We start from the raw sequence: 18,364 nt of genomic DNA, 5'->3' as shown, positions 1-18,364 counted from the left end.
GACCGATGGCCACGCTAACCGCATCAATCCGCGGTTGTGGTAATGGCTCCATGACACGGGTATCCAGTTCGCCGACATCCTCTAATAACGTCATTTTTTGTTCAGCGGTACTGCCGTATTCATTGCAGCAGTCCCCCCACTGCAATCTCGCAAGCTGACTTCGGTAGTGTAGATATAGCCCTTGCAATCGGGGCAGGTTTTCAGCCCGACATATGCCTTGTCGCACAGCACACAAAAGTAATCTGTGGGCGTTGGGCGGCCCAACGTGAGTGCGAATGCAGACTTAACGTTGGGGGATGCCGGGGGCTCGCTCCGGGTCAAACGGTGGCAACACCCCTGAGCCGCCTCACTGTCTGCCTGCTCCAGATCATGTTCAAAGTATCGCCCCTCGGTGTGCGTAACACACAACACCAACCGGCTGTGGCAATCGTCACAGTAACAGGGGGTCGTGTCACCGGGGGGGAACGCGTCTGCCTGGACCCGTTCCCCGCTGCGAGTGCAAGCCTCGCGCAGTTTTTTAAATTGCATTGTGTTGCTCCTGGTAGGGAGAGGATCGCCACAGTGTTCAATCAGCCAGAACGTCGGCACTGTGCTCGCCGGTTGGGCAGCGTTCTCCGTGATAGTCGGTGTAGTAATGGCCACAAAGCCCGTCGGCTTTTCGGCCCCGGAGATGAGCAAAGCGGTGTGAGGCAACGGGCGGGTTAACGACGATAACGCAGTGGCGTGGCGGCGTTTATACAGGCGGTGGCTCATTCAGCCTGCTTTGGTGTGGGGCGCTGATGCCACCGTGAGACGGCTTTAGGCAACAGTGGCAGTTTGACAAAACGTATTCATCCATCATGAACGTCAGCGCGTTGTTCTCTGCCTGCCGCTGGTTGACCCAGTCGTCGAGCTCGGAAGACGCGTTGAATTTCAGCGTCTCTATCCCGTCGAGTGGTGGGTAGCCGACCAGCAGGTCGTACCAACTCAGCATCACCAGCTTGTGTTTGATTTCACTGCCACCGAAGTGACGAAACAGCGAGCCGAGCCGGTTCGCCAGTGAAGGTTGCTTGAGGCGCAGGCATTCACTGAGCAAGACCCCCTCCAGCATCGGGTGGTGCAGCAGCGAATACCGGTCCATCTCCAGACTGCACGCCCGGTCATCGACCAGAAGCTCGCTGGGGAGAACCAGCCGGTAAAGAAATTCGGGGACAATGGCCACCTCGGCACGGTCGGGAAAGCGCAGGCTGGACACCACCAGGCGATGGTAGGTGTAAATCTGCGGATCGCACATGCCTTGGCGAACCAGGAGTTGGGTGAGATTGGTCAACCAGGTCTGGTAGTACCCCAGCAGGTCGTCATGACGGCTCATTTTACTCATACTAATAAGTCCAGAGGGGATTGGCAGACAGCCGGACGCCGCCGAAGGGCTCGAGCAGTGATTCTGGCTGTCTGATGGGGTTGTGTGGTGTGAGGCGACAAAGAACGGTAGTGGCTAACTCGCTGTACGAAACAGGCTCAGAGTGGCCGGGCAGCACGGCCATAACGTTCAGTCAGCGTCGTCAGGCCCCTGTAGGCTTTCTGTTTCACCGCCAGCCATTGCGCCAGCGCGTCAGGGGACAACAAGTGCAACGTCGTCCATTCGCTCATCTCCAGCCCCACGACCAGCTCACACCAGCACAGCAGTGTCAGGGCCTGCCGAATAGCCGGTGAATGCAACCTGAACAACATCTGTAGCTGCTCTGCCAGCGTGCCTCGCTCCAGACGATAGCATTCGCTGAGCAGCACACCAGGCAGCAGGGACCAGTCGGTCTGTTTGGTGATTTTAGGGGCAATGGCACAGGCTTCTACGCCAGGTGAGTGCGTTATCTGAAGCAGGCACTGCGGAATGACGATAACGGAGCCCTCAGGACAGGACGTCAGCGCCAACCGGTGCCATTGTTTGAGCTCCTGCTGACACAAACCGTGCCAAAGGCTGACGCGGGTGAAGTCACCCAGCCAGGCCTGATAATGTTGGAGCAAGGGGGATGTGTTTTGCATGTTGGGTTATCCTCGGATGTTGAATGTCAGATGTCAGGTAGCCGCCCCCCTCCGCTTTGAGCGGACAGCTAAAATACGGCCTGAAAGGGGTTGACTGGGTCGGTAGGCTTACTGGCGGGACGCGTCTATGCGGGCTTGTAGCCAGGCTTGCACCTCGCTGTGCAGCCACCGGGAGCTACGCCCGAGTTTGATCGGTTTGGGGAACGCGCCTTCGCTGATGAGTTTATAAAACCATTTGTCACTCAGCCCCGTGAATTCGGTGATGAAGGTCATCGTCACCAGGCGGTCGTGGGTCAGGTCGGGTAATTCGGTCATGGTGGTGCTCTCCGGTTGGTCAAAGGGAAACCGGAGTCGGGCAGGTAGGCTATTAGGTGCTTACCCTGCTGACTCCGCCATACCAACCGGGGAAGGTGTAAAAAATAAGTGCAGGCCGAACCGCTATTGACGGCGGGGTCTGCCCAGACCACTTGGTTGAGGGACGTCGTTATACCCCCAAATGTACTGACCGCTCTTTTGTTCCTCCTTGGCTAGATAGCTGATGATGTAACGCAGTCCGTTGACCCCCGCTTCGTCGTTATAATTAACGGGTTCACCGATATCGATAGCTGCGACATAAGAGGGTTTGTACTCACACCGATTGTAATAACCTTGATGCTCAGTGATGTCCTGCCAGACCGCGCACACGCGTTCAGCAACAGGGTACGTTGCCTGGTTGGTGTGACCATTCAGGTAAAACACGATATGCGCATGGCACCCGTGCTTACGCGTTGCTTCCAGTACCCAGAAGTAACCGACGGTGTCTGATGGCAACATGACCTTTTCCACCAGTTCACGGACTTCTCGTTGTGTATCGTGCCAGGAATGGTTGCTAAAACGCCATGAGCCTGTTTTGTAGAACAGATCGACTCTCAGCACCTGCAAGCGTGCGTAGCGTGCCAAGAGTTGATCCAGGTGGTGGTTAATCAGGGAGAGCAGAAACCAGTTCATTGTGTAGCCGGGGTTGAAGGGGTAGGGAATGTGCATGGGGTTATCCTCTGTCGTTTGTACAAAGGAAGGGGACAACATGTTTTTTTTAGTTAACGGATCGCTGGCACTGACGTTGAGGTGCATCGGATCGGAAAACATGCAGGTTCGAGGCGTAGACGCTTTGACTTATTCTTCTGCGGAGAGGTGTGATCTTACGTCTGGGGAGAGAGGAGCAGATCTGAATCTTGCGTCTGGACGCCGCAGGTTAATCACTGAACAGGCTGAATACTGCAAGTTGAACATGATAGGTTCCCCTTAATTATACTAAAAACCCAAATGTTCAAATGCCGTGGATCAACTCGCACTTTCATCCTCCACTACCGTCTTATTCGTGACTGCCGGGGCCAAGATCGGGAGGAGGTAAACAACAGTGACGGGGGGGCGGATAGGGAAACCGATCCCAATTAGAAATAACAGGTAAAGCTATTGATATATAGATTTTTTAATGTAAAGTTATTAACTTTAAAAAGAAGGGGGAAGACCCCACAATGAGGTGCCTGGCAATATCACGATTGGGCGAGTAGAAAGGGGGAGATGACGTTGTTCAAAGTGGGTACGTAAAAAGTATGAAATCGACGCTATTGCGTATTTTTAACCCAAAGTAAACCAGCGAATGTACCCAATGATTTCTTGGCAACACCAATGACAGGAACATTTTGATGGAGAAGAGAGATAAACCTAAAGGCGACCAGCGTCGTCTGTCGGTGAGCATACGCAAAGAACTGGATGATGCTCTCAGGGTTCACATGCAACAACTGCGTGGCAAGAAATCAAAATCCAGTGTGGTCTGTGATGCGATCGCTTTCTTCCTGGAGTTTAATGCGCTGACCCCAATGGAAAAAGAAGATGTGCTGAACCAGGGGCGCAACGTGGCCAGAGCGCCAGAAATTCTGTATGCAAAATGGCATCGCTCGTTGTATATGCGCAAGTTTGAGCGGTATTTATTTCCAGGTTACAACTGGGTCCTTGTTGATTTCATCGGAGAACCACTCAGTGACGAGGGCACCGAACGGATGTTACTTCAAGACAGGCTTGCGGGGATGTACCGTGGCCAGTACAAAAAAGTACCCAAAGGCAGTGCGCTGCCAAGCATACTCAAAAAGGTAAGAAAGGACGATAACATCAAAGTCCTTGCCGTCAGGCTGGCATATCAAGAACGTCAGAGTGGTAACGGCGCTCCTGTCTTTAATCTTCTCTACGCCGTCACATTGGTTGACGTTACTGAAAACATCAATGACAGCGCACATGATTACTTTGACTACCACTCCATCCGAATGATTGATCTCGCTGATTTATATGAGAATCCACTCAGGAATTTTATACGTAATGGTCAGGGTAAGTTGCCTGTTTCTTATGCACATTGGCTGCCAATTTATGTTTATCACAATAAAGTGCTCATCATCGGTGTCAAGAAAAAGACAGTGAGCAAAAAAATCATTGAAGAGGTCACGCGAAGCAAACTGATCCTGGTAACTCCCGGAAACGCTCTAACCATCACACCAGAGCAATAAGCAAAAGAGCCTCGGGATGTCAGATATAGCAGCATAATGGCATCCACGGTATGTGCACTCTGTGCATCCAGAGGAAGGGAGCCTGACTCACATTGTCCGTCAGCGCCCAGTTCACGTCCGCCAAAATTACTGGAAAAGCGGCTACGGTAAAACGAAAGAACAGCAGATGATCCTGGCACGTCCCCGTTCCCAGACTAAACCGGTACTCTGTCATGCAGAACGGGTTATCTACGTCGGTGTGAGTTCACAATGTCACTTTCGTTATGCCGCAACTGAAACCCGAGAAGCCGCCTCCATATGATCAACCATCTCGCTGATCTGTGCTTGCCCGTAGGTCAAAACAGGTCGTTGTTTAACCACACTGACCACAAGCGGCTTGATCAACATATTGGCTGCAGCACGACCCTGTTGATTAGCGGCAAAGATGATCTCCAGCGTTTTGGGGGTGAGTACACTTGCCAGATTTGCGTTAAGGTTTTCCAACTCATTTTCTGTAAGCAGGAAACTTGTCGCAAGCCATGTCACCTGCTCCTGAATTAACGTCAACACCTTGACCCGATCGTCTTCAACCAGTGCGCCCGCAATTTTTCTGGAAATAGTTGCCGTAATCATGCCCCCCAATAAACCACCTGCTGCACGTCCAGCTAAAGCGCCAAGCGGCCCCAGTGGACTAAGCATCACACCACCAGCGATAGAGCCAATGGCTCCCCCTGCAACGCCAGAAGAGGCCACCGCCAGGTTTTTGATAAACTGAGCACCTGAAATACGACCACGTACCATTTTGATCATATCCGGCCCCGTGGTCACTGCAACCAACGCGAACGAGGTCACCAGTGTGCCACGCATCATCTTATTCAGAGAGTTGAGATTATTGGCGCCGACACCCCGTTGAAGCGCATTACGTACCGTCGGGCTGGCCGCTGCGAAATCAATATTTTTAAGCATTCCCTGAACGGCACTGATGCGGTGCAATTGCTGAACCGTGACATAAACTGCCAGCGTACGAGTAAAGGTTTTCCCAGCTTGTATCACTGCGGTGTGCAACGCAGCCTTACGATCGCCGGTATTAAGATAGAAAATGGACGCCGTCAGGCCGAAACTGATCCCGCCTGCGGCGAGGCTGATGATAGACCCTTCCGCAATATCGTAAGTGATAGATTCGAAGGTGCCAAATTTAGTGATATTCTGCGCCTGGGCGTAGGTAAGATGACCTTGCCGCACCAGTTTTTCTGCTTCGGCAGGATCGTTAACACCGGGCACTTTGCCATCACGAATTTTGTTCTCCATAGTCTCAAGCGCTTTGGCGTACTGGTCTTTTGGCACTTCCAGTTGCATCGGTGCGCCGTGACGGTCGTAGTAACGATAATGGCCATTTTGCCCGTCAAAACCGGCACCTACACTGCGTGCTGCGGTTGCACAGTATTTGGTCTGAATCTCTGAGCCGTTAACCAGCCTGTCTACACCATTTTTCGCATTGTCGTCACCGAGAATATGCGCATCTTTTAGTTGGACTTTGTCAGTAAGATGATTTCCCCGTTCGGCTGCAAAACCATGCCCTTGCCCCCCCACCGCAAACATTTTTTCGTTAGTATTCCAGGCCTCTGGGAGAGTCATGAGGATCAGACCGTTTGTTGCTGCACTGGAAATAAATTCAGCCTGCGGCCTCTTATGGATTTCCAGACAAAGTTTTTCAGTTTCCTGGCAGATATCAGAGCAATACCACTCATGATTTCCGCTCTCGGCACCTTTCACGCCTTTAATCTCACTCAAACCGCATGATGCGCAGGTACAGAGTTCATCAACATAGTGGAACGAGACAAATTTTCGCCCGTCTGAAAATGAATAATAACGCCCACCATCGAGATAGCGATTCAGAAGATCATCATTTGCGGGGGCAGGCAGGTTCAGTCGATTGTTGAAGAGGCTTTTTAGCTCATCTGAAGAGTGCGTTAGCTTGCTGTTTAACCGGGCGTTGAATTCCACCATTTCTCCTTCATACCAGGCATCATTCAATAACCAGTCATCGCCCGCCAATTCTTGCTCACGTGTCTCGCCCCGCAAAATATGTTGCGAGACCAGCGTCAGATAAACACGCTCGACTAATTCTGCGGAGAGGTGGCTTTCTTTCTTTAACTCCGACAGCCAACTTCGGCTATTGATCGCTTTTTGTTTCTTCAACCCTTCGTTGATGGTAACCGTCAGCTTTTTCAGTTCCTGGATCTGGCTGGCCGCATAGCACTGCGTCAATAAGGCCGCAATCCAGTAAAGCACCCCAGCCCACCACATCAGCGAAGAGGAGATATCATATTGCCACGCAATAAACGGCGTTGCCGCCGAGCAGGCCATAAGAAAATAAGACGTGTAAAAACAGCAATAATACGCTTTAAGGTTGTCAGCGATATCGGCGGGAGTGAGTCCATTTCTCAGGATCGCGTTGGTTTGCACGGGCACCCCCAGCAGGCCTCCTGCAAACGCAGCAGTCAAAATAAACTTCATTGAATCAAAGGAGTGTGCGTCGTAAGCGATGTGTTTGCCGTCAAGCCCCCACATAAAGCTCATTATCATGCCTGCAATGGCCAGTGGAACACCCAGCAACCAACGCAGATGAAGCGCAAAAGTCACGCGTTCGACAATATAACCCGCTAATAACGGCGGGCCTGCCACGACCAATGCACCGAGGGCGAATACCACGCCCAGAATATTGAGTGATGCCCGAAACAACGCTTTAAGAACAACAAACCCTATCACCAGAAGAATCAATGCACCAATTATCTGTAGCATTATTTTTTATCCTCGCCCTGTTTGTGCCATCCCAACATGGCATCATCATAAGAGTGTCCAGAACGTCCGCATTTTTGATGATGTTACCGTTATCGACTCCGTATGCGTATGCCAGCGTAATGTATTACTCTCAGTAACTGTCGGTTATTTTCTACATTGCAGGCCGTCGCTGTCAGTTCGCCCAATACCGCGAATTCTGACAAAATACGCTTAGATGCCTGCGGCTCAAGGTCATTCAACCGACGAGTAAAATCCCTCCCTCTTTGGCTGTATAACCTGACAAACTTTACCATCCCGATTTTTTAGCAATGGCTAACGAGTTAGGGGGAACTATGCCCCCTTGTCTATGCTACACCGGCTTCCTATTGTCGATGCAGCGACGGCGAGGTTTTTACCTACTCTTTTCCCGCAATATTGACGGTAAAGGGCTTGAAGTCGCGAGAGCCCAGTGCGCTGAGGGGGAGTACCCGCGTTTTACCGTTTACGGTCTCGGTCACGCGGGTGATGTTGATAATCAGGTTGTCTTTACAGTAGTCCTCACCCATAAGCTGGGCGGTCTGATAACGTGTGGCTTCCGAGTCACTGAACGGCTCGACCTCAAGAGTATCGCTGTCCAGCCGTTTCCCTGATTTATCCAGCACATCAACGGCAATCTCCAGACGACCAATCCCCCGCCCGCTGCCATCGCTCCCGCCGCCATCCAGGGTGAAGGTTGCTGCGCACATCCCCTGATTGGCCCACACCGTATCGGAGTGCCACAGTTCAATCACCGCCCAGGATGGCAGCGACAGGGCGGACAACCCCACCAGCAGGGCCGTATTCATTAACGCTTTTCTTGTCACTTTTTTTCCTCTTTAGCATGTCACACGTTGAGGGGAAGTTCCTTTCATCGCTTGGCTTTGGACATCATGACAATGATCCAGTAACCCGCGAGCAGCCCCAGGGGGATCCCCACAAAGGGGGTTGCCACCGCACTGGTGAATCCGCCACTGCGCCAAACCCCAGCACCGGTGCCACTATTCTGATGAGGGTGATGATAATCACGCTGCCGACTTTGGATTTGTGTAACACGATGACGATCAAGACTAAAAATATCGCTGCGATAAATGGCATATGCCCCCTCTGTAAGCCTCAAGCATCACGCAGAAACGAGCTTGAGCACGCAGGCGTTCAACAATCTGTCCTTATCCTCACAACGTCTGTAACCCGTTATGAAATGAGAACAATTCCTCTTTTTCCCTAGTGTAGCCAATAAACTTAATAATAGAATAAAACGATCGATATTGATTTATCGATCGTTTATATCGATCATTAATCTACCATTGAACCGTTATGACAGGCAACATGGATAGCGACGACAGGTGAAAAACAGGAAAGAAATGACCGGGGCTCGGGCCTTCTCGACTCATCTCCTTTGAGGGTCGGCTTGACGCGGTTGAATGCAGGATGCAGGTACGAATGAAAATAATTTCAGACAGATATTATCCCCATGACAACCGCAACAACGGCGGCGAACCGGTGCGTTCACCGCCGTCGTTTTATTTTCTGTTTTGGGGAGGGATATGAATAAACACCACGGTCTACAGACCATCAGCCAGTCTCTGGCGACGCTGCCCGCGTCGGTCTCTGACACGATACTGCGGCAGATTGGCCACCTTGTCGACTACACGCCGGTGATTGGCATCATGGGTAAAACCGGCGTGGGGAAATCGTCCCTGTGCAATGCCCTGTTCCGGGGAGAGGTGTCTGCCGTCAGTGCAGTCAATGGCTGTACGCGTGAGCCGCAACGCCTAACCTTGACCCTGGGGCAGCATACCCTGACGCTGGTCGACCTGCCGGGACTCGGTGAAAACACCGAACGAGACGAGGCGTACCACGCCCTTTACCAACAATTGCTGCCTGAACTGGATTTTATCCTCTGGGTACTGAAAGCCGATGATCGTGCCCATACCGCCGATGAAACCGGCTATCAGGACATTATCCGGCGAGGGGGATTCAACCCGGCCCACGTGCTGTTTGTCCTCAATCAGGCCGATAAAATCGACCCTTGCCGGGAATGGGACCGGCACCACCGTCAGCCTTCACCCACGCAGTGGGCCCACCTGCAGGAAAAGTGCCGGGCCGTCGCCAACAGCCTGGCCCCCGTCCACGCCGTTATCCCGATATCGGTACAGGAAGGGTACAACCTGGCTGCACTGGCCGAGGCACTGATACAGCACCTGCCCAGACAAGCCAGCAGCGCGGTCGCCCGACAGTTAACACACCGTTATAAAACCGCCACCGTGGTTGACCGCGCCCGCCAGGATTTTGGCGAGAGTGTGGGGGAGGTGTTTGACCGCGTGGCTGATGCCATTGGCGTGCCTACGGGGGTACGCACCCTTATCGCCAGCGTCAGGAATACCGTGATGTCCATCGCCCGTGCCGTCTGGGGCTTCCTCTTTTGACAGCCTCTGCCCCAAGGGGAACTCAGGGGAACCGCAGCAGAAGTGCAATACACCCCATTGTCATTAAATAACCCATACCTCAAAGGAAGTCATTATCATGCTAAAAATCACTTTTCCCCTGTTGCTGTCTCTCCTGCTGACAGGGTGCGGTGACAACCTGGTCAACAAGCTGGAGAACACCAAGGTTCCGCGAAACGCCCAATACACCTACGGTCAGGTGTTGAATCACCGCGAGATGTGCCAGGAAACCACCTGGGAAGAAAGCCCGAATGAGGATGATGAAGACGTCATCAGGGTCATCTACCACTGCGTGCTGAAGCCGGGTAAAGAGAAGTATGCCTACTCGGAGAAAGAAGCCAAAAACCGCTATACCGTCATGCATGACGAAAAAATGGCCAGTTACCGTGCAGAAAGGCAGGAAAAACTTGAGCAGTATCACCAAACGGTGCAGACGGAGAAAGCCCGCCTGAAAAACCTGCAGGACTTTATGGGGGAAGGGACGCTGGACTGGCGCTTTCTGGCCGACAACGTGAACCGCAATCCCGATGTTGAAGCCCTCATTGCCCGCGCCGTAGACAAGGTACTGATACTCGGCATCATCAGCGGCCGATTCATTGATGAGTTCCCGTGGCGGCTTGACAGTGAACCCGAGATGACCTGGGTGTTTTCACGGGCGGATACGCAAGGGCCGCTGGAGTATCTTCGCCAAGCGGAGAGTTTTCTCAGCGCAGTGGAGAACGTCAGCGACCCGGCCAACCCGGTGATAAAAAGGCTGATTGAACAGAAAGCCCGCTACATGGACGTGTGCGCCCGTAATAAGGCCGAATACCGTGAAAATAACCGGCAGGCCCAGGTTCTCGACAGTGATATCGCCGAGTGCGAACTCCTCTATCAGAAAGGGCTGCCAAACGCACGTGCCTGGTTAGATATGGTTAAAAATGACCTAGCTTCGACCATCACCACTGATGCCGAGGCGAAAATAGCCAACAGTCAGGCTCACATCAAGGACAGTGAAGAGAAAATCGCCACCCTGAACAGTACCGAGACAGACCTGAAAATGAAGCGGTCCGCAGAGCGTGAGGCCGCAGAAGCCCAGCAGGCCTATGCGAACTCACATCTGAAGAAAGGGGAAGAGGTCATTATCTGGCGGTATAACCCCCTGACCCAACGCTTCTCGATGGAGGAGTCGTTGCTGATTGAGACCGATGCAGACGACCAGACGCACACGAGCGACCAGAGTTTCCAGAAGATATTCATCGCCTTCGTGCAAGGCTTCAAGAATATCGATGACTATACCAATGTGTGTACCACCACCCGCGAAGGCGGATGGGAGTGCTTCAAATAACGACGAGGTGATAATCGGGTTCTGGTTATCGGCCCGCACACACTCAGTTACCACAGTCAGTATCCACTGACATTTTAACCCCCTCTACACAGGCTCCTCCGGTTTTTCCGGTGGGGCCTGTCTCTTATTTATCACGACAACAAAGGTAATAAACATGACCCGTTTAGCTTCCCGTTTTGGTCGGGTGAACTCCGTTCGCCGTGACCGCCCGTTAACCGTCGATGAACTGGCCCAGTACGTACCCAGCGTATTGGGGGATGACAAGCATGCTTCCCGTAGCGAAAAATATCGCTACATCCCGACCATCACCTTGCTGGATAAACTGCGCGAAGAAGGTTTTGAGCCGTTCTTCGCCTGCCAGACCCGCGTGCGGGATTTGGATAAACGTGAGCACACCAAACATCTGGTGCGCCTGCGCCGTTCGGGACAAATCACCCAGAAAGAAGTCCAGGAAATTATTCTGTTAAATAGCCACGATGGATCGAGCTCGTACCAGATGCTGCCGGGCTGGTACAGACAGATCTGCTCGAACGGGCTGGTCTGTGGTCAGAGTTTTGGTGAAATTCGTGTGCCGCACAAAGGGGCCGAGATTGTAGATAAAGTGATTGAAGGGGCCTACGAGGTGCTGGGGATATTTGACCGGATAGAAGAAAGCCGCGAAAGCATGCTGGCATTAACACTGGCACCAGAACATCAACATGCGCTGGCGCATGCCGCATTGACCTACCGTTACGGCGAAGAGCACCATCCGGTGACCGAAAGCCAAATCCTAATGCCCCGGCGCTGGGAAGACAAGAAAGACGATTTATGGACAACATTCCAAAGACTGCAAGAAAATCTCAGCAAAGGAGGCTTATCCGGTCGCAGCGCCACCGGCAAACGGGCACAGACCCGCGCCGTCAATGGCATTGACAGCGATATCAAGCTAAATCGTGCGCTCTGGGTAATGGCTGAGCAACTCAAACAGGCGGTAGCCTGATGTGGCCAATCCCGGCCAACGCCCGGCAGGCCGAACCCCATCCGGTGCCACTGGACCACGCACCCGGCAGTCGATCGATATCCGATGACGATCTGTGCGCCTGGTGCGGCCATCTTTGCTATCGACCCGGTGAGCGCAGCCTGTGTCGATTCGTCGAGGTAAAAGGGCATTGGCCTGCCAGCTTTAATGCTGATGGCTATGCCCAATCCTGCACCGAACTGCGCCTGATCTTCGCTGTTCCACGCCCACCCGATCGTGGGTAAGCCATCCCCCTGTAAGCACTCACTGACTTTTATGACATCACCTCCAGGCGGCTTTGCCGGTTTTCCGACAGAGTCCATCTGGCTTATTTATCTCATTAATAAGGCTATTTACATGAACATGCATTTTGAACTGTCTGCGCCACCGTCCCAATCAGCAACGCTGAGCGCCACTGGCGTGCCAGAGAACCAGCGCTCTCGTTTCTGGCCCCAGCACTTCGGCAGCATACCGCAATGGCTCACTCTGGAGGCTCACGTCTTTGGCTGGATGGATCGCCTGTGTGCGGATTACCACGGCGGCTCCTGGGAGTTTTACACGCTCAATAATGATGGGGCCTTTATGGCTCCAGAAGCTGACGACGATACCGATAAGAAATGGGTGTTGTTCAACCCCATGAACGGCAATGGTGCCGAAATGAGTGCTGAAGCCGCAGGGATCACCGCCTGCCTGATGGCCTACAGCCACCATGCCTGCCGCACCGAAAGCGAAGCCATGACCGACCATTTCTACCGCCTGCGGGAATACGCACTGCACCATCCTGATAGCCGCGCCATTTTCGCCCTGATTGACTGAAACGAGGTTTACTCATGCCGCATACCCCATTGTTGACACCTTCACCCACCTTCACCCCCCATCAGCAGCAGATTGTCAGCCAGGCCCTGGCCATTCTCGAAACCCAGCTTAAGCAACGGCCTTACAGCCTGACGTCACCCGATGCGGTGAAAGCCTGGCTTAAACTCCACCTGCAACCCCAAAGCCGTGAATGCTTTATGGTGCTGTTTTTAGATAATCGCCATAGGCTGATTGCCAGTGAAACGCTGTCGATCGGCACCTTCAATGCCACCATCATCTATCCCCGTGAAGTCGTGATCCGGGCATTACACCACCGGGCCGCTGCGGTGATCATTAGCCACAATCACCCGTCAGGTGAAGCCGAACCCAGCAATGCCGATCGCACACTGACAGATCGTCTGGTGAATGCGCTGGATTTGGTGGGTATCCGTGTACTGGATCACCTGATCGTCGGGGATGCTGAACCACTCTCCCTAGCAGAGCGTGGTTGGTTACCTTGCTGATAACGACTTCCTTTAACGTTTCCCAACCTCATTGACAAGGAGTACCCGATGGGCTGGTTATTCTCACACCGCTCTCGCCGTGAGCTGATCGCGGCACTGATCCAAACCGATGATACAGAACACTATCAACACGTGACGCTGGCGCATGCGCTGCGGGGAAATGTCCTGTGGTCGGTTGTCCAGAGTACCCCCAAAGATCCGGCAAAAGTCGCCCAAACGGTCATTCATTGCATCCTGATGCAAGGTTCAGGTGGGAGTTGGGGCTACAAGGCGATGGATGAGTCGGTACAGCCTTGTTATTACAGTTGTCCCAGGCGCTATCTGGCGATGGCCCCTGTCATCAGTCCGGAATGGCGTGAGAAAGTCTTGGCGCATCATCAACGCCGTTATCCGCAACGGAGTGTAATAAAGGAGGCAAACCGATAATGGCAACGCCGCTTTTACGCTTCGGCCTGCAATGCAGTACCGCCCATCTCACTGAAAGCGACAATTTGCTGCTCTACCAGATCTCGCATTGTCAGGATGCATTCAGCGACGGTGAATGGATTGCTTTTTCCGGCACCGGCTACCTGTTACGACTGGAGGCGTGGAGTCACCCGGTGTTGCGCCTCAAACGGCTGGGGCTGTCTAAAACCTGCCGCCATCTGGTCACCACGCTGATGAAACGCCATCAATTAAGCTACCTGCATATTGATGCCCTGGGTGAGGTACTGCCCGACCTTACCACCTTCGACTGGTAATACTCGCCTACACCCCACGTTCCACCTTCGCACTATCCCTCTATTTTACAAGGACATTGGCTTATGAACACAAGCGCATCACCTGTGCCTGGCGTCTTTCATTTTCTGCAACATGGCAATGTGACATCGCAAGACTGGCAAGCCTTATGCCAGGCGATCACCACCGCATCTCTGAAGCTGCATTGGCAACCCGACACATTGGGACTAACCACCACACCGGTTATCTGTGAACACACAGGCAACCGTCTGTACCAGTTCGACAATAACCTGATGGGATTGGGTATGCTCGGCTTTAACGGTGAGCGACTTACGCACCTGGCAGGCGATCCGTTCATCCTCTACCAACGGCAAACACCCTATGCACTGCTCCGTTGCGATACTCGGGGCTATCCCTATCACTGGTTTGTGATGGCTGCACTGTTGCTGGCCAATACGCAGTGCCCCAATACCTGGACGATCGAATCTGACGTCCCCGTGAAGCAATGGCGCAAGGTGGCACATTGGCTGAATCACCACTGCCAACTCCCGGTTTCACCGCTGTGTTAAGGAACTCTCTGCATGAAGAACCTCAACAAAATACCCCGCACCACGCCCAACGCCAATCAGGCACGAACTGAATACCAGCAACTGCTCACCTGGCTGTTGGGCCACTGTTATGGCCTGGAACTTAACGATACGCCGTACCACGACGATCAGGCCATCGCCCAAAAGATTGAGCATGGCATCACGGTACGGGAAACCGTCAACGAACTGGTGGAGAAATTTGATCTGGTACGCATTGATCGCCCCGGTTTCAGCCTGATGGCACAGGACCCCACCTTGAGCGGTGGCGATATGCTCCGCGCCCGCAGTGCGCTGGGACTTCGCTGCCCGGTCATTCGCCGCCTGGCCTGATAACACCTGTTTACCTCACCCTCATGTTCGAACACGCCAGCCTTGCCGCAGGCGCTGTATATAAATAAGGACATTCAGCAATGAAAGACACCACTCCTGATACTGATAATCACTCAAACAGCACACCGTCGCCTGTCTGGGGCCTGCAATGTGCTATCACGCCACGCCTGGGAGCCCGGTTGGTCCAGCAGGGTAATCATCTGCATTTTCTAGCAGACCGTGCCGGTTTTGTTGGCACATTTGATCCTGATGCGCTTAAAACGCTGGATGCCGCTTTCCCGGTGCTGATTGAACATTTGGAGGCATGCCTGCGGTCGGGTGAACTCGATCAACGCCATCAGCAGTGTGTCACTGTCCAGCACGCCGGTTTTAGCGGCGAAGCTGATTCGTTAGGCAGCTTTGGCCACATCTATATCGCTGTTTATCAGACAACACCGCCCAACCCGGTATAAGCCCTAAGCGCTCACATACCCCAACCTTCAACCCTGCCTGCGATAACGCGGGCATTTCTTTCTAAGGAATTCAGCGATGCCAACCACATTGAATACTGTCATTGAACCAGAGGTTTTAACCGGTCAGACCGAAGTGATTTGTTCCACCAGCATTGAACGTATCGTCACTGGGCGTAATGCCGCGCTGATGCAGATTGAAGCCCTGATTCACCAGCTTGAAGATATCTCAGCCATCACTCGCAGTATTGGCAGTGGAGTGGCAAGAGACTGGTCAATGAAACAAGACTTCCGCTGCGGTTGCTGGTTGATGGAGAAAGCAGAAACGGCCATGCCGGTGATCACCCGCAATCTTGATCGCGACATATGGCGAGATCTGATGAAGAAGTCAGGAATGCTGAGCGTGATGGACGCTCAGGCGCGTGATCAGTGGTACAGAAATCTGGAGAGCAAAGATTTACCAGCCATCAGCACAGAGAGCATTTACAGCACTTTTGAGCAGTTGCACCGGGATAAGGGGGAAGTGTTTGAACGCGGAGTAATCAACGTCTTCAAGTCTCTGTCCTGGCATTACAAAACCAACAGTCCCTGCCGCTTTGGCAAAAAAGTGATCGTCAACGGTCTGGTGAGTCACAATCAGTGGGGATTTACGCTGAACCACAGCTATCGGCGGGATCAATTAGCGGATCTGGAGAGGATGCTGCATTTACTGGATGGCAAGGCGATCCCGGATAACCGTAGCGATCTCGCTGCTCGGTTGTATGATCATATCAGCGTCCATCGGCAGAGGGCAGAGGTTTATGAAGATGAGTATTTTTCAATCAAATACTTTATGAAAGGATCTGCGCACCTGACATTCAGAAAGCCTGAGTTGATGGACAAGATGAACGATATCATCGCCAAACATTACCCTGGTGTGCTGCCAGAACGGGTATAGTTCAGCGATGCATATGAGGCTATGTTAACGATGACCTTATCTAGTAATGCCCTCTAGCAGGGCATTATTAAACGTGGTCGTCGGGTAAGTGCTTGACGTCAATTCATATTTATGGTCGGCTAAGTCGCAGAACCAGATGTAAGCGGCGTACAACCAGTAATCCCTTTTTCGGTGTATTACATAGACAGGGAGAATGATGACAGACAGGACCATTTATTTTATTCATAGTCCCAGTCCTACATTAGACCGTTCTCCCTTGCAGAGAGGATATTTCCCATACGCTCTTACCGGGATGTATATCCAAGCCTTTCAGAGTGAAGTGAGCAAGTTATCGACTCGACGACGATGGCGGCCTAAAGGATGACGAGTCTGATGTATGGGTAGCAACGGTTCCATTTGTGCCCATTACTCGTCAGAAATTAACCAATCCGTTTTCATATTCAATCGATGTCAGTTTTAGTTTTTTCACTGTGTTATAGACAATTTCTATTGGGATAGGCTCTAAGAGTCACGCAGGATATGATGGTATTCATGGTTGAAGGCCTATTAATATTACCCGCGGCAATTTATTTCAACACAGCCGCGTTAGCTCTCATCCAATCAGCCAATGAGTCTAATGTCAAACGCAATGAGTTGCCCAGTTCGGTTATTTGGTACTCAACCCTTGGTGGAACTTCAGCGAACACTTTTCTGGTGACTAATCCCCGAGTCTCAAACTGCCGTAGTTGGCGAGTAAGTTCTTTTTGAGTGATTGGCTCAACTGCCCGCAGCAATTCGCTGAAACGAATAGGTTTATTTAATAACATCAGACGATAAAGGATTGGGATCGCCCACTTGCCCGCAATCAGGCGCACAAAACTTACCATCGGGCATCCTTCATCAGCCTCTGTGAGGGGCGAAATATTTTTTGTCATAGCATCTCCTGCCTCGCTTCAAAGCATTCCTTATGGTTTCTTAGTATCCAAACGGTGCCTACTTTCTAAAGGATACTAAAAGATAAATAATTACGCCACGAATAAAATATGGGGTAGGAAAATGGGCAGACTTGATGGTAAATATGCACTCATTACTGGTGGTACCAGCGGTATTGGTTTAGAAACTGCACGCCAGTTTCTGGTAGAGGGAGCAAAGGTAGCAATCACAGGCCGTAGCGAGCAAAAACTTCTGGAAGTAAAAAAAGAGTACGGCGACATTGCCACTTTTCTAAGTGATGCCGGAGATATCTCCCAGCAAATTAGCTTGGCCGCAGCGTTACAGGAGCAATGGCCGAGACTTGATATTTTATACATAAATGCAGGTGATGTTACGCACAAGCCGCTGGATTCCTGGGATGAACAAGCATACGATCGGCTAATGAACACAAATCTTAAAGGCCCTTTTTTTCTGATCAAGGCACTGCTTCCAATGCTTTCCAATCCCTCTTCCGTCCTTGTCTGCGGTTCAGTGAGCGCTCGGATTGGTCTTCCACAAAGTAGTGCCTACGCTGCAAGTAAAGCCGCTCTTCTGTCTCTGGCACGAACACTTTCTGCAGAGCTCCACCCTCGTGGAGTTCGGGTAAATGGTTTAAGTCCCGGGCCTACTGAAACACCTGCACTGAATAAACTGAGTGGCGGAACAAATGAAGATAAGCTCAGAGAAGATATTCGAGCTCTGGTACCTATCGGTCGTTTAGGAACACCGTATGAATTAGCTAAAGCGGCAGTTTTTCTTGCTTCTAATGAATCTTCATTCGTCGTTGGCACAGACCTGCTGGTTGATGGGGGGGTGGGTAACCTTTAGCTGAGTAATACGCTTGCTGGATTGTGTGTCATTTATTAACTATAAATGGCATATGCTCCTCCTCTGGCACCTGGCGGGGCCAGGTCTTGTGAACCGTAAGGTTTTCACACAACCAACGCCAAC

At 52.1% G+C, this 18,364-nt stretch carries 22 protein-coding genes and 1 pseudogene; 14 read left to right on the top strand and 9 right to left on the bottom strand.

Going from position 1 to position 18,364, the window contains the following annotated elements:
• Window positions 1-90: 90 nt before the first annotated feature.
• From WG891_RS02980 to WG891_RS02960, 5 genes are all read right to left on the bottom strand, one after another.
• Window positions 91-753, bottom strand: coding sequence for a putative zinc ribbon protein (locus WG891_RS02980; protein WP_337261396.1), 663 nt, complete (start codon window positions 751-753; stop codon window positions 91-93).
• Window positions 734-1,360 (bottom strand): hypothetical protein, encoded by a 627-nt coding sequence (locus WG891_RS02975; RefSeq protein ID WP_337261397.1) that lies wholly within the window; start codon window positions 1,358-1,360, stop codon window positions 734-736. The genes WG891_RS02980 and WG891_RS02975 overlap by 20 nt, the downstream gene beginning before the upstream one ends.
• Window positions 1,361-1,497: 137 nt before the next feature.
• The gene (locus tag WG891_RS02970) at window positions 1,498-2,019 is read right to left on the bottom strand and encodes a secretoglobin family protein (RefSeq protein WP_337261398.1); all 522 of its coding nucleotides are present in this window, start codon (window positions 2,017-2,019) and stop codon (window positions 1,498-1,500) included.
• A 108-nt stretch (window positions 2,020-2,127) separates the two neighbouring features.
• Entirely contained in the window at window positions 2,128-2,334 is a 207-nt protein-coding gene (locus tag WG891_RS02965) for a helix-turn-helix transcriptional regulator (RefSeq protein WP_337261399.1), read from the bottom strand.
• A 123-nt stretch (window positions 2,335-2,457) separates the two neighbouring features.
• Window positions 2,458-3,042: a YagK/YfjJ domain-containing protein gene (locus WG891_RS02960; protein ID WP_337261591.1), complete on the bottom strand. Its 585-nt coding sequence runs from the start codon at window positions 3,040-3,042 to the stop codon at window positions 2,458-2,460.
• 662 nt (window positions 3,043-3,704) lie between these two features.
• Here WG891_RS02960 and WG891_RS02955 point away from each other — a divergent pair.
• Entirely contained in the window at window positions 3,705-4,556 is an 852-nt protein-coding gene (locus WG891_RS02955) for a hypothetical protein (protein WP_337261400.1), read from the top strand.
• A gap of 261 nt (window positions 4,557-4,817) precedes the next feature.
• Here WG891_RS02955 and WG891_RS02950 read toward each other — a convergent pair whose 3' ends face one another.
• Both WG891_RS02950 and WG891_RS02945 read right to left on the bottom strand, forming a co-directional pair.
• A complete protein-coding gene (locus WG891_RS02950; RefSeq protein WP_337261401.1) occupies window positions 4,818-7,337 on the bottom strand; it encodes a hypothetical protein in 2,520 nt (839 codons plus the stop codon).
• 395 nt (window positions 7,338-7,732) lie between these two features.
• Window positions 7,733-8,161: an IrmA family protein gene (locus WG891_RS02945; protein ID WP_337265192.1), complete on the bottom strand. Its 429-nt coding sequence runs from the start codon at window positions 8,159-8,161 to the stop codon at window positions 7,733-7,735.
• Window positions 8,162-8,899: 738 nt separating this feature from the next.
• Between WG891_RS02945 and WG891_RS02940 the strand changes: the two genes are divergently transcribed.
• From WG891_RS02940 to WG891_RS02885, 12 genes are all read left to right on the top strand, one after another.
• On the top strand, window positions 8,900-9,781 hold the full coding sequence (locus WG891_RS02940) for a GTPase family protein (RefSeq protein ID WP_337261403.1): 882 nt from the start codon (window positions 8,900-8,902) through the stop codon (window positions 9,779-9,781).
• A gap of 97 nt (window positions 9,782-9,878) precedes the next feature.
• The gene (locus tag WG891_RS02935; protein ID WP_337261404.1) at window positions 9,879-11,126 is read left to right on the top strand and encodes a hypothetical protein; all 1,248 of its coding nucleotides are present in this window, start codon (window positions 9,879-9,881) and stop codon (window positions 11,124-11,126) included.
• A gap of 154 nt (window positions 11,127-11,280) precedes the next feature.
• The gene (locus WG891_RS02930; RefSeq protein WP_337261405.1) at window positions 11,281-12,105 is read left to right on the top strand and encodes a DUF932 domain-containing protein; all 825 of its coding nucleotides are present in this window, start codon (window positions 11,281-11,283) and stop codon (window positions 12,103-12,105) included.
• Window positions 12,105-12,368, top strand: coding sequence for a hypothetical protein (locus tag WG891_RS02925; RefSeq protein ID WP_337261406.1), 264 nt, complete (start codon window positions 12,105-12,107; stop codon window positions 12,366-12,368). The genes WG891_RS02930 and WG891_RS02925 overlap by 1 nt, the downstream gene beginning before the upstream one ends.
• A gap of 112 nt (window positions 12,369-12,480) precedes the next feature.
• Window positions 12,481-12,939, top strand: coding sequence for an antirestriction protein (locus WG891_RS02920; RefSeq protein WP_337261407.1), 459 nt, complete (start codon window positions 12,481-12,483; stop codon window positions 12,937-12,939).
• Window positions 12,940-12,953: 14 nt separating this feature from the next.
• A complete protein-coding gene (gene radC, locus WG891_RS02915; protein ID WP_337261408.1) occupies window positions 12,954-13,442 on the top strand; it encodes a RadC family protein in 489 nt (162 codons plus the stop codon).
• Between the two features lie 48 nt (window positions 13,443-13,490).
• Window positions 13,491-13,868 (top strand): hypothetical protein, encoded by a 378-nt coding sequence (locus WG891_RS02910; RefSeq protein WP_337261409.1) that lies wholly within the window; start codon window positions 13,491-13,493, stop codon window positions 13,866-13,868.
• The gene (locus WG891_RS02905) at window positions 13,868-14,182 is read left to right on the top strand and encodes a DUF5983 family protein (RefSeq protein ID WP_337261410.1); all 315 of its coding nucleotides are present in this window, start codon (window positions 13,868-13,870) and stop codon (window positions 14,180-14,182) included. Before WG891_RS02910 ends, WG891_RS02905 begins: the two co-directional genes overlap by 1 nt.
• 63 nt (window positions 14,183-14,245) lie before the next feature.
• The gene (locus WG891_RS02900; protein WP_337261411.1) at window positions 14,246-14,728 is read left to right on the top strand and encodes a hypothetical protein; all 483 of its coding nucleotides are present in this window, start codon (window positions 14,246-14,248) and stop codon (window positions 14,726-14,728) included.
• Window positions 14,729-14,740: 12 nt separating this feature from the next.
• Complete coding sequence (locus tag WG891_RS02895; RefSeq protein ID WP_337261412.1) at window positions 14,741-15,076, top strand: TA system toxin CbtA family protein; 336 nt, start codon at window positions 14,741-14,743, stop codon at window positions 15,074-15,076.
• An 80-nt stretch (window positions 15,077-15,156) separates the two neighbouring features.
• A complete protein-coding gene (locus tag WG891_RS02890) occupies window positions 15,157-15,528 on the top strand; it encodes a type IV toxin-antitoxin system YeeU family antitoxin (RefSeq protein WP_337261413.1) in 372 nt (123 codons plus the stop codon).
• Window positions 15,529-15,604: 76 nt separating this feature from the next.
• Window positions 15,605-16,462 (top strand): DUF4942 domain-containing protein, encoded by an 858-nt coding sequence (locus WG891_RS02885; RefSeq protein WP_337261414.1) that lies wholly within the window; start codon window positions 15,605-15,607, stop codon window positions 16,460-16,462.
• A 327-nt stretch (window positions 16,463-16,789) separates the two neighbouring features.
• Here WG891_RS02885 and WG891_RS02880 read toward each other — a convergent pair.
• Together WG891_RS02880 and WG891_RS02875 are read right to left on the bottom strand one after the other, a co-directional pair.
• Window positions 16,790-16,900: pseudogene (locus WG891_RS02880) on the bottom strand (IS5/IS1182 family transposase); the annotation flags it as partial.
• 128 nt (window positions 16,901-17,028) lie between these two features.
• Window positions 17,029-17,376: a winged helix-turn-helix transcriptional regulator gene (locus tag WG891_RS02875; protein WP_337261415.1), complete on the bottom strand. Its 348-nt coding sequence runs from the start codon at window positions 17,374-17,376 to the stop codon at window positions 17,029-17,031.
• A 121-nt stretch (window positions 17,377-17,497) separates the two neighbouring features.
• Here WG891_RS02875 and WG891_RS02870 point away from each other — a divergent pair, with 121 nt between their 5' ends.
• On the top strand, window positions 17,498-18,241 hold the full coding sequence (locus WG891_RS02870; protein WP_337261416.1) for an SDR family oxidoreductase: 744 nt from the start codon (window positions 17,498-17,500) through the stop codon (window positions 18,239-18,241).
• The last annotated feature ends 123 nt before the right edge of the window (window positions 18,242-18,364 follow it).

The organism is Serratia sp. MMO-28, assembly GCF_037199905.1.
GTDB classification, from domain to species: domain Bacteria; phylum Pseudomonadota; class Gammaproteobacteria; order Enterobacterales; family Enterobacteriaceae; genus Chania; species Chania oryzae.
This window is presented reverse-complemented; position numbering and strand designations above follow the sequence as displayed.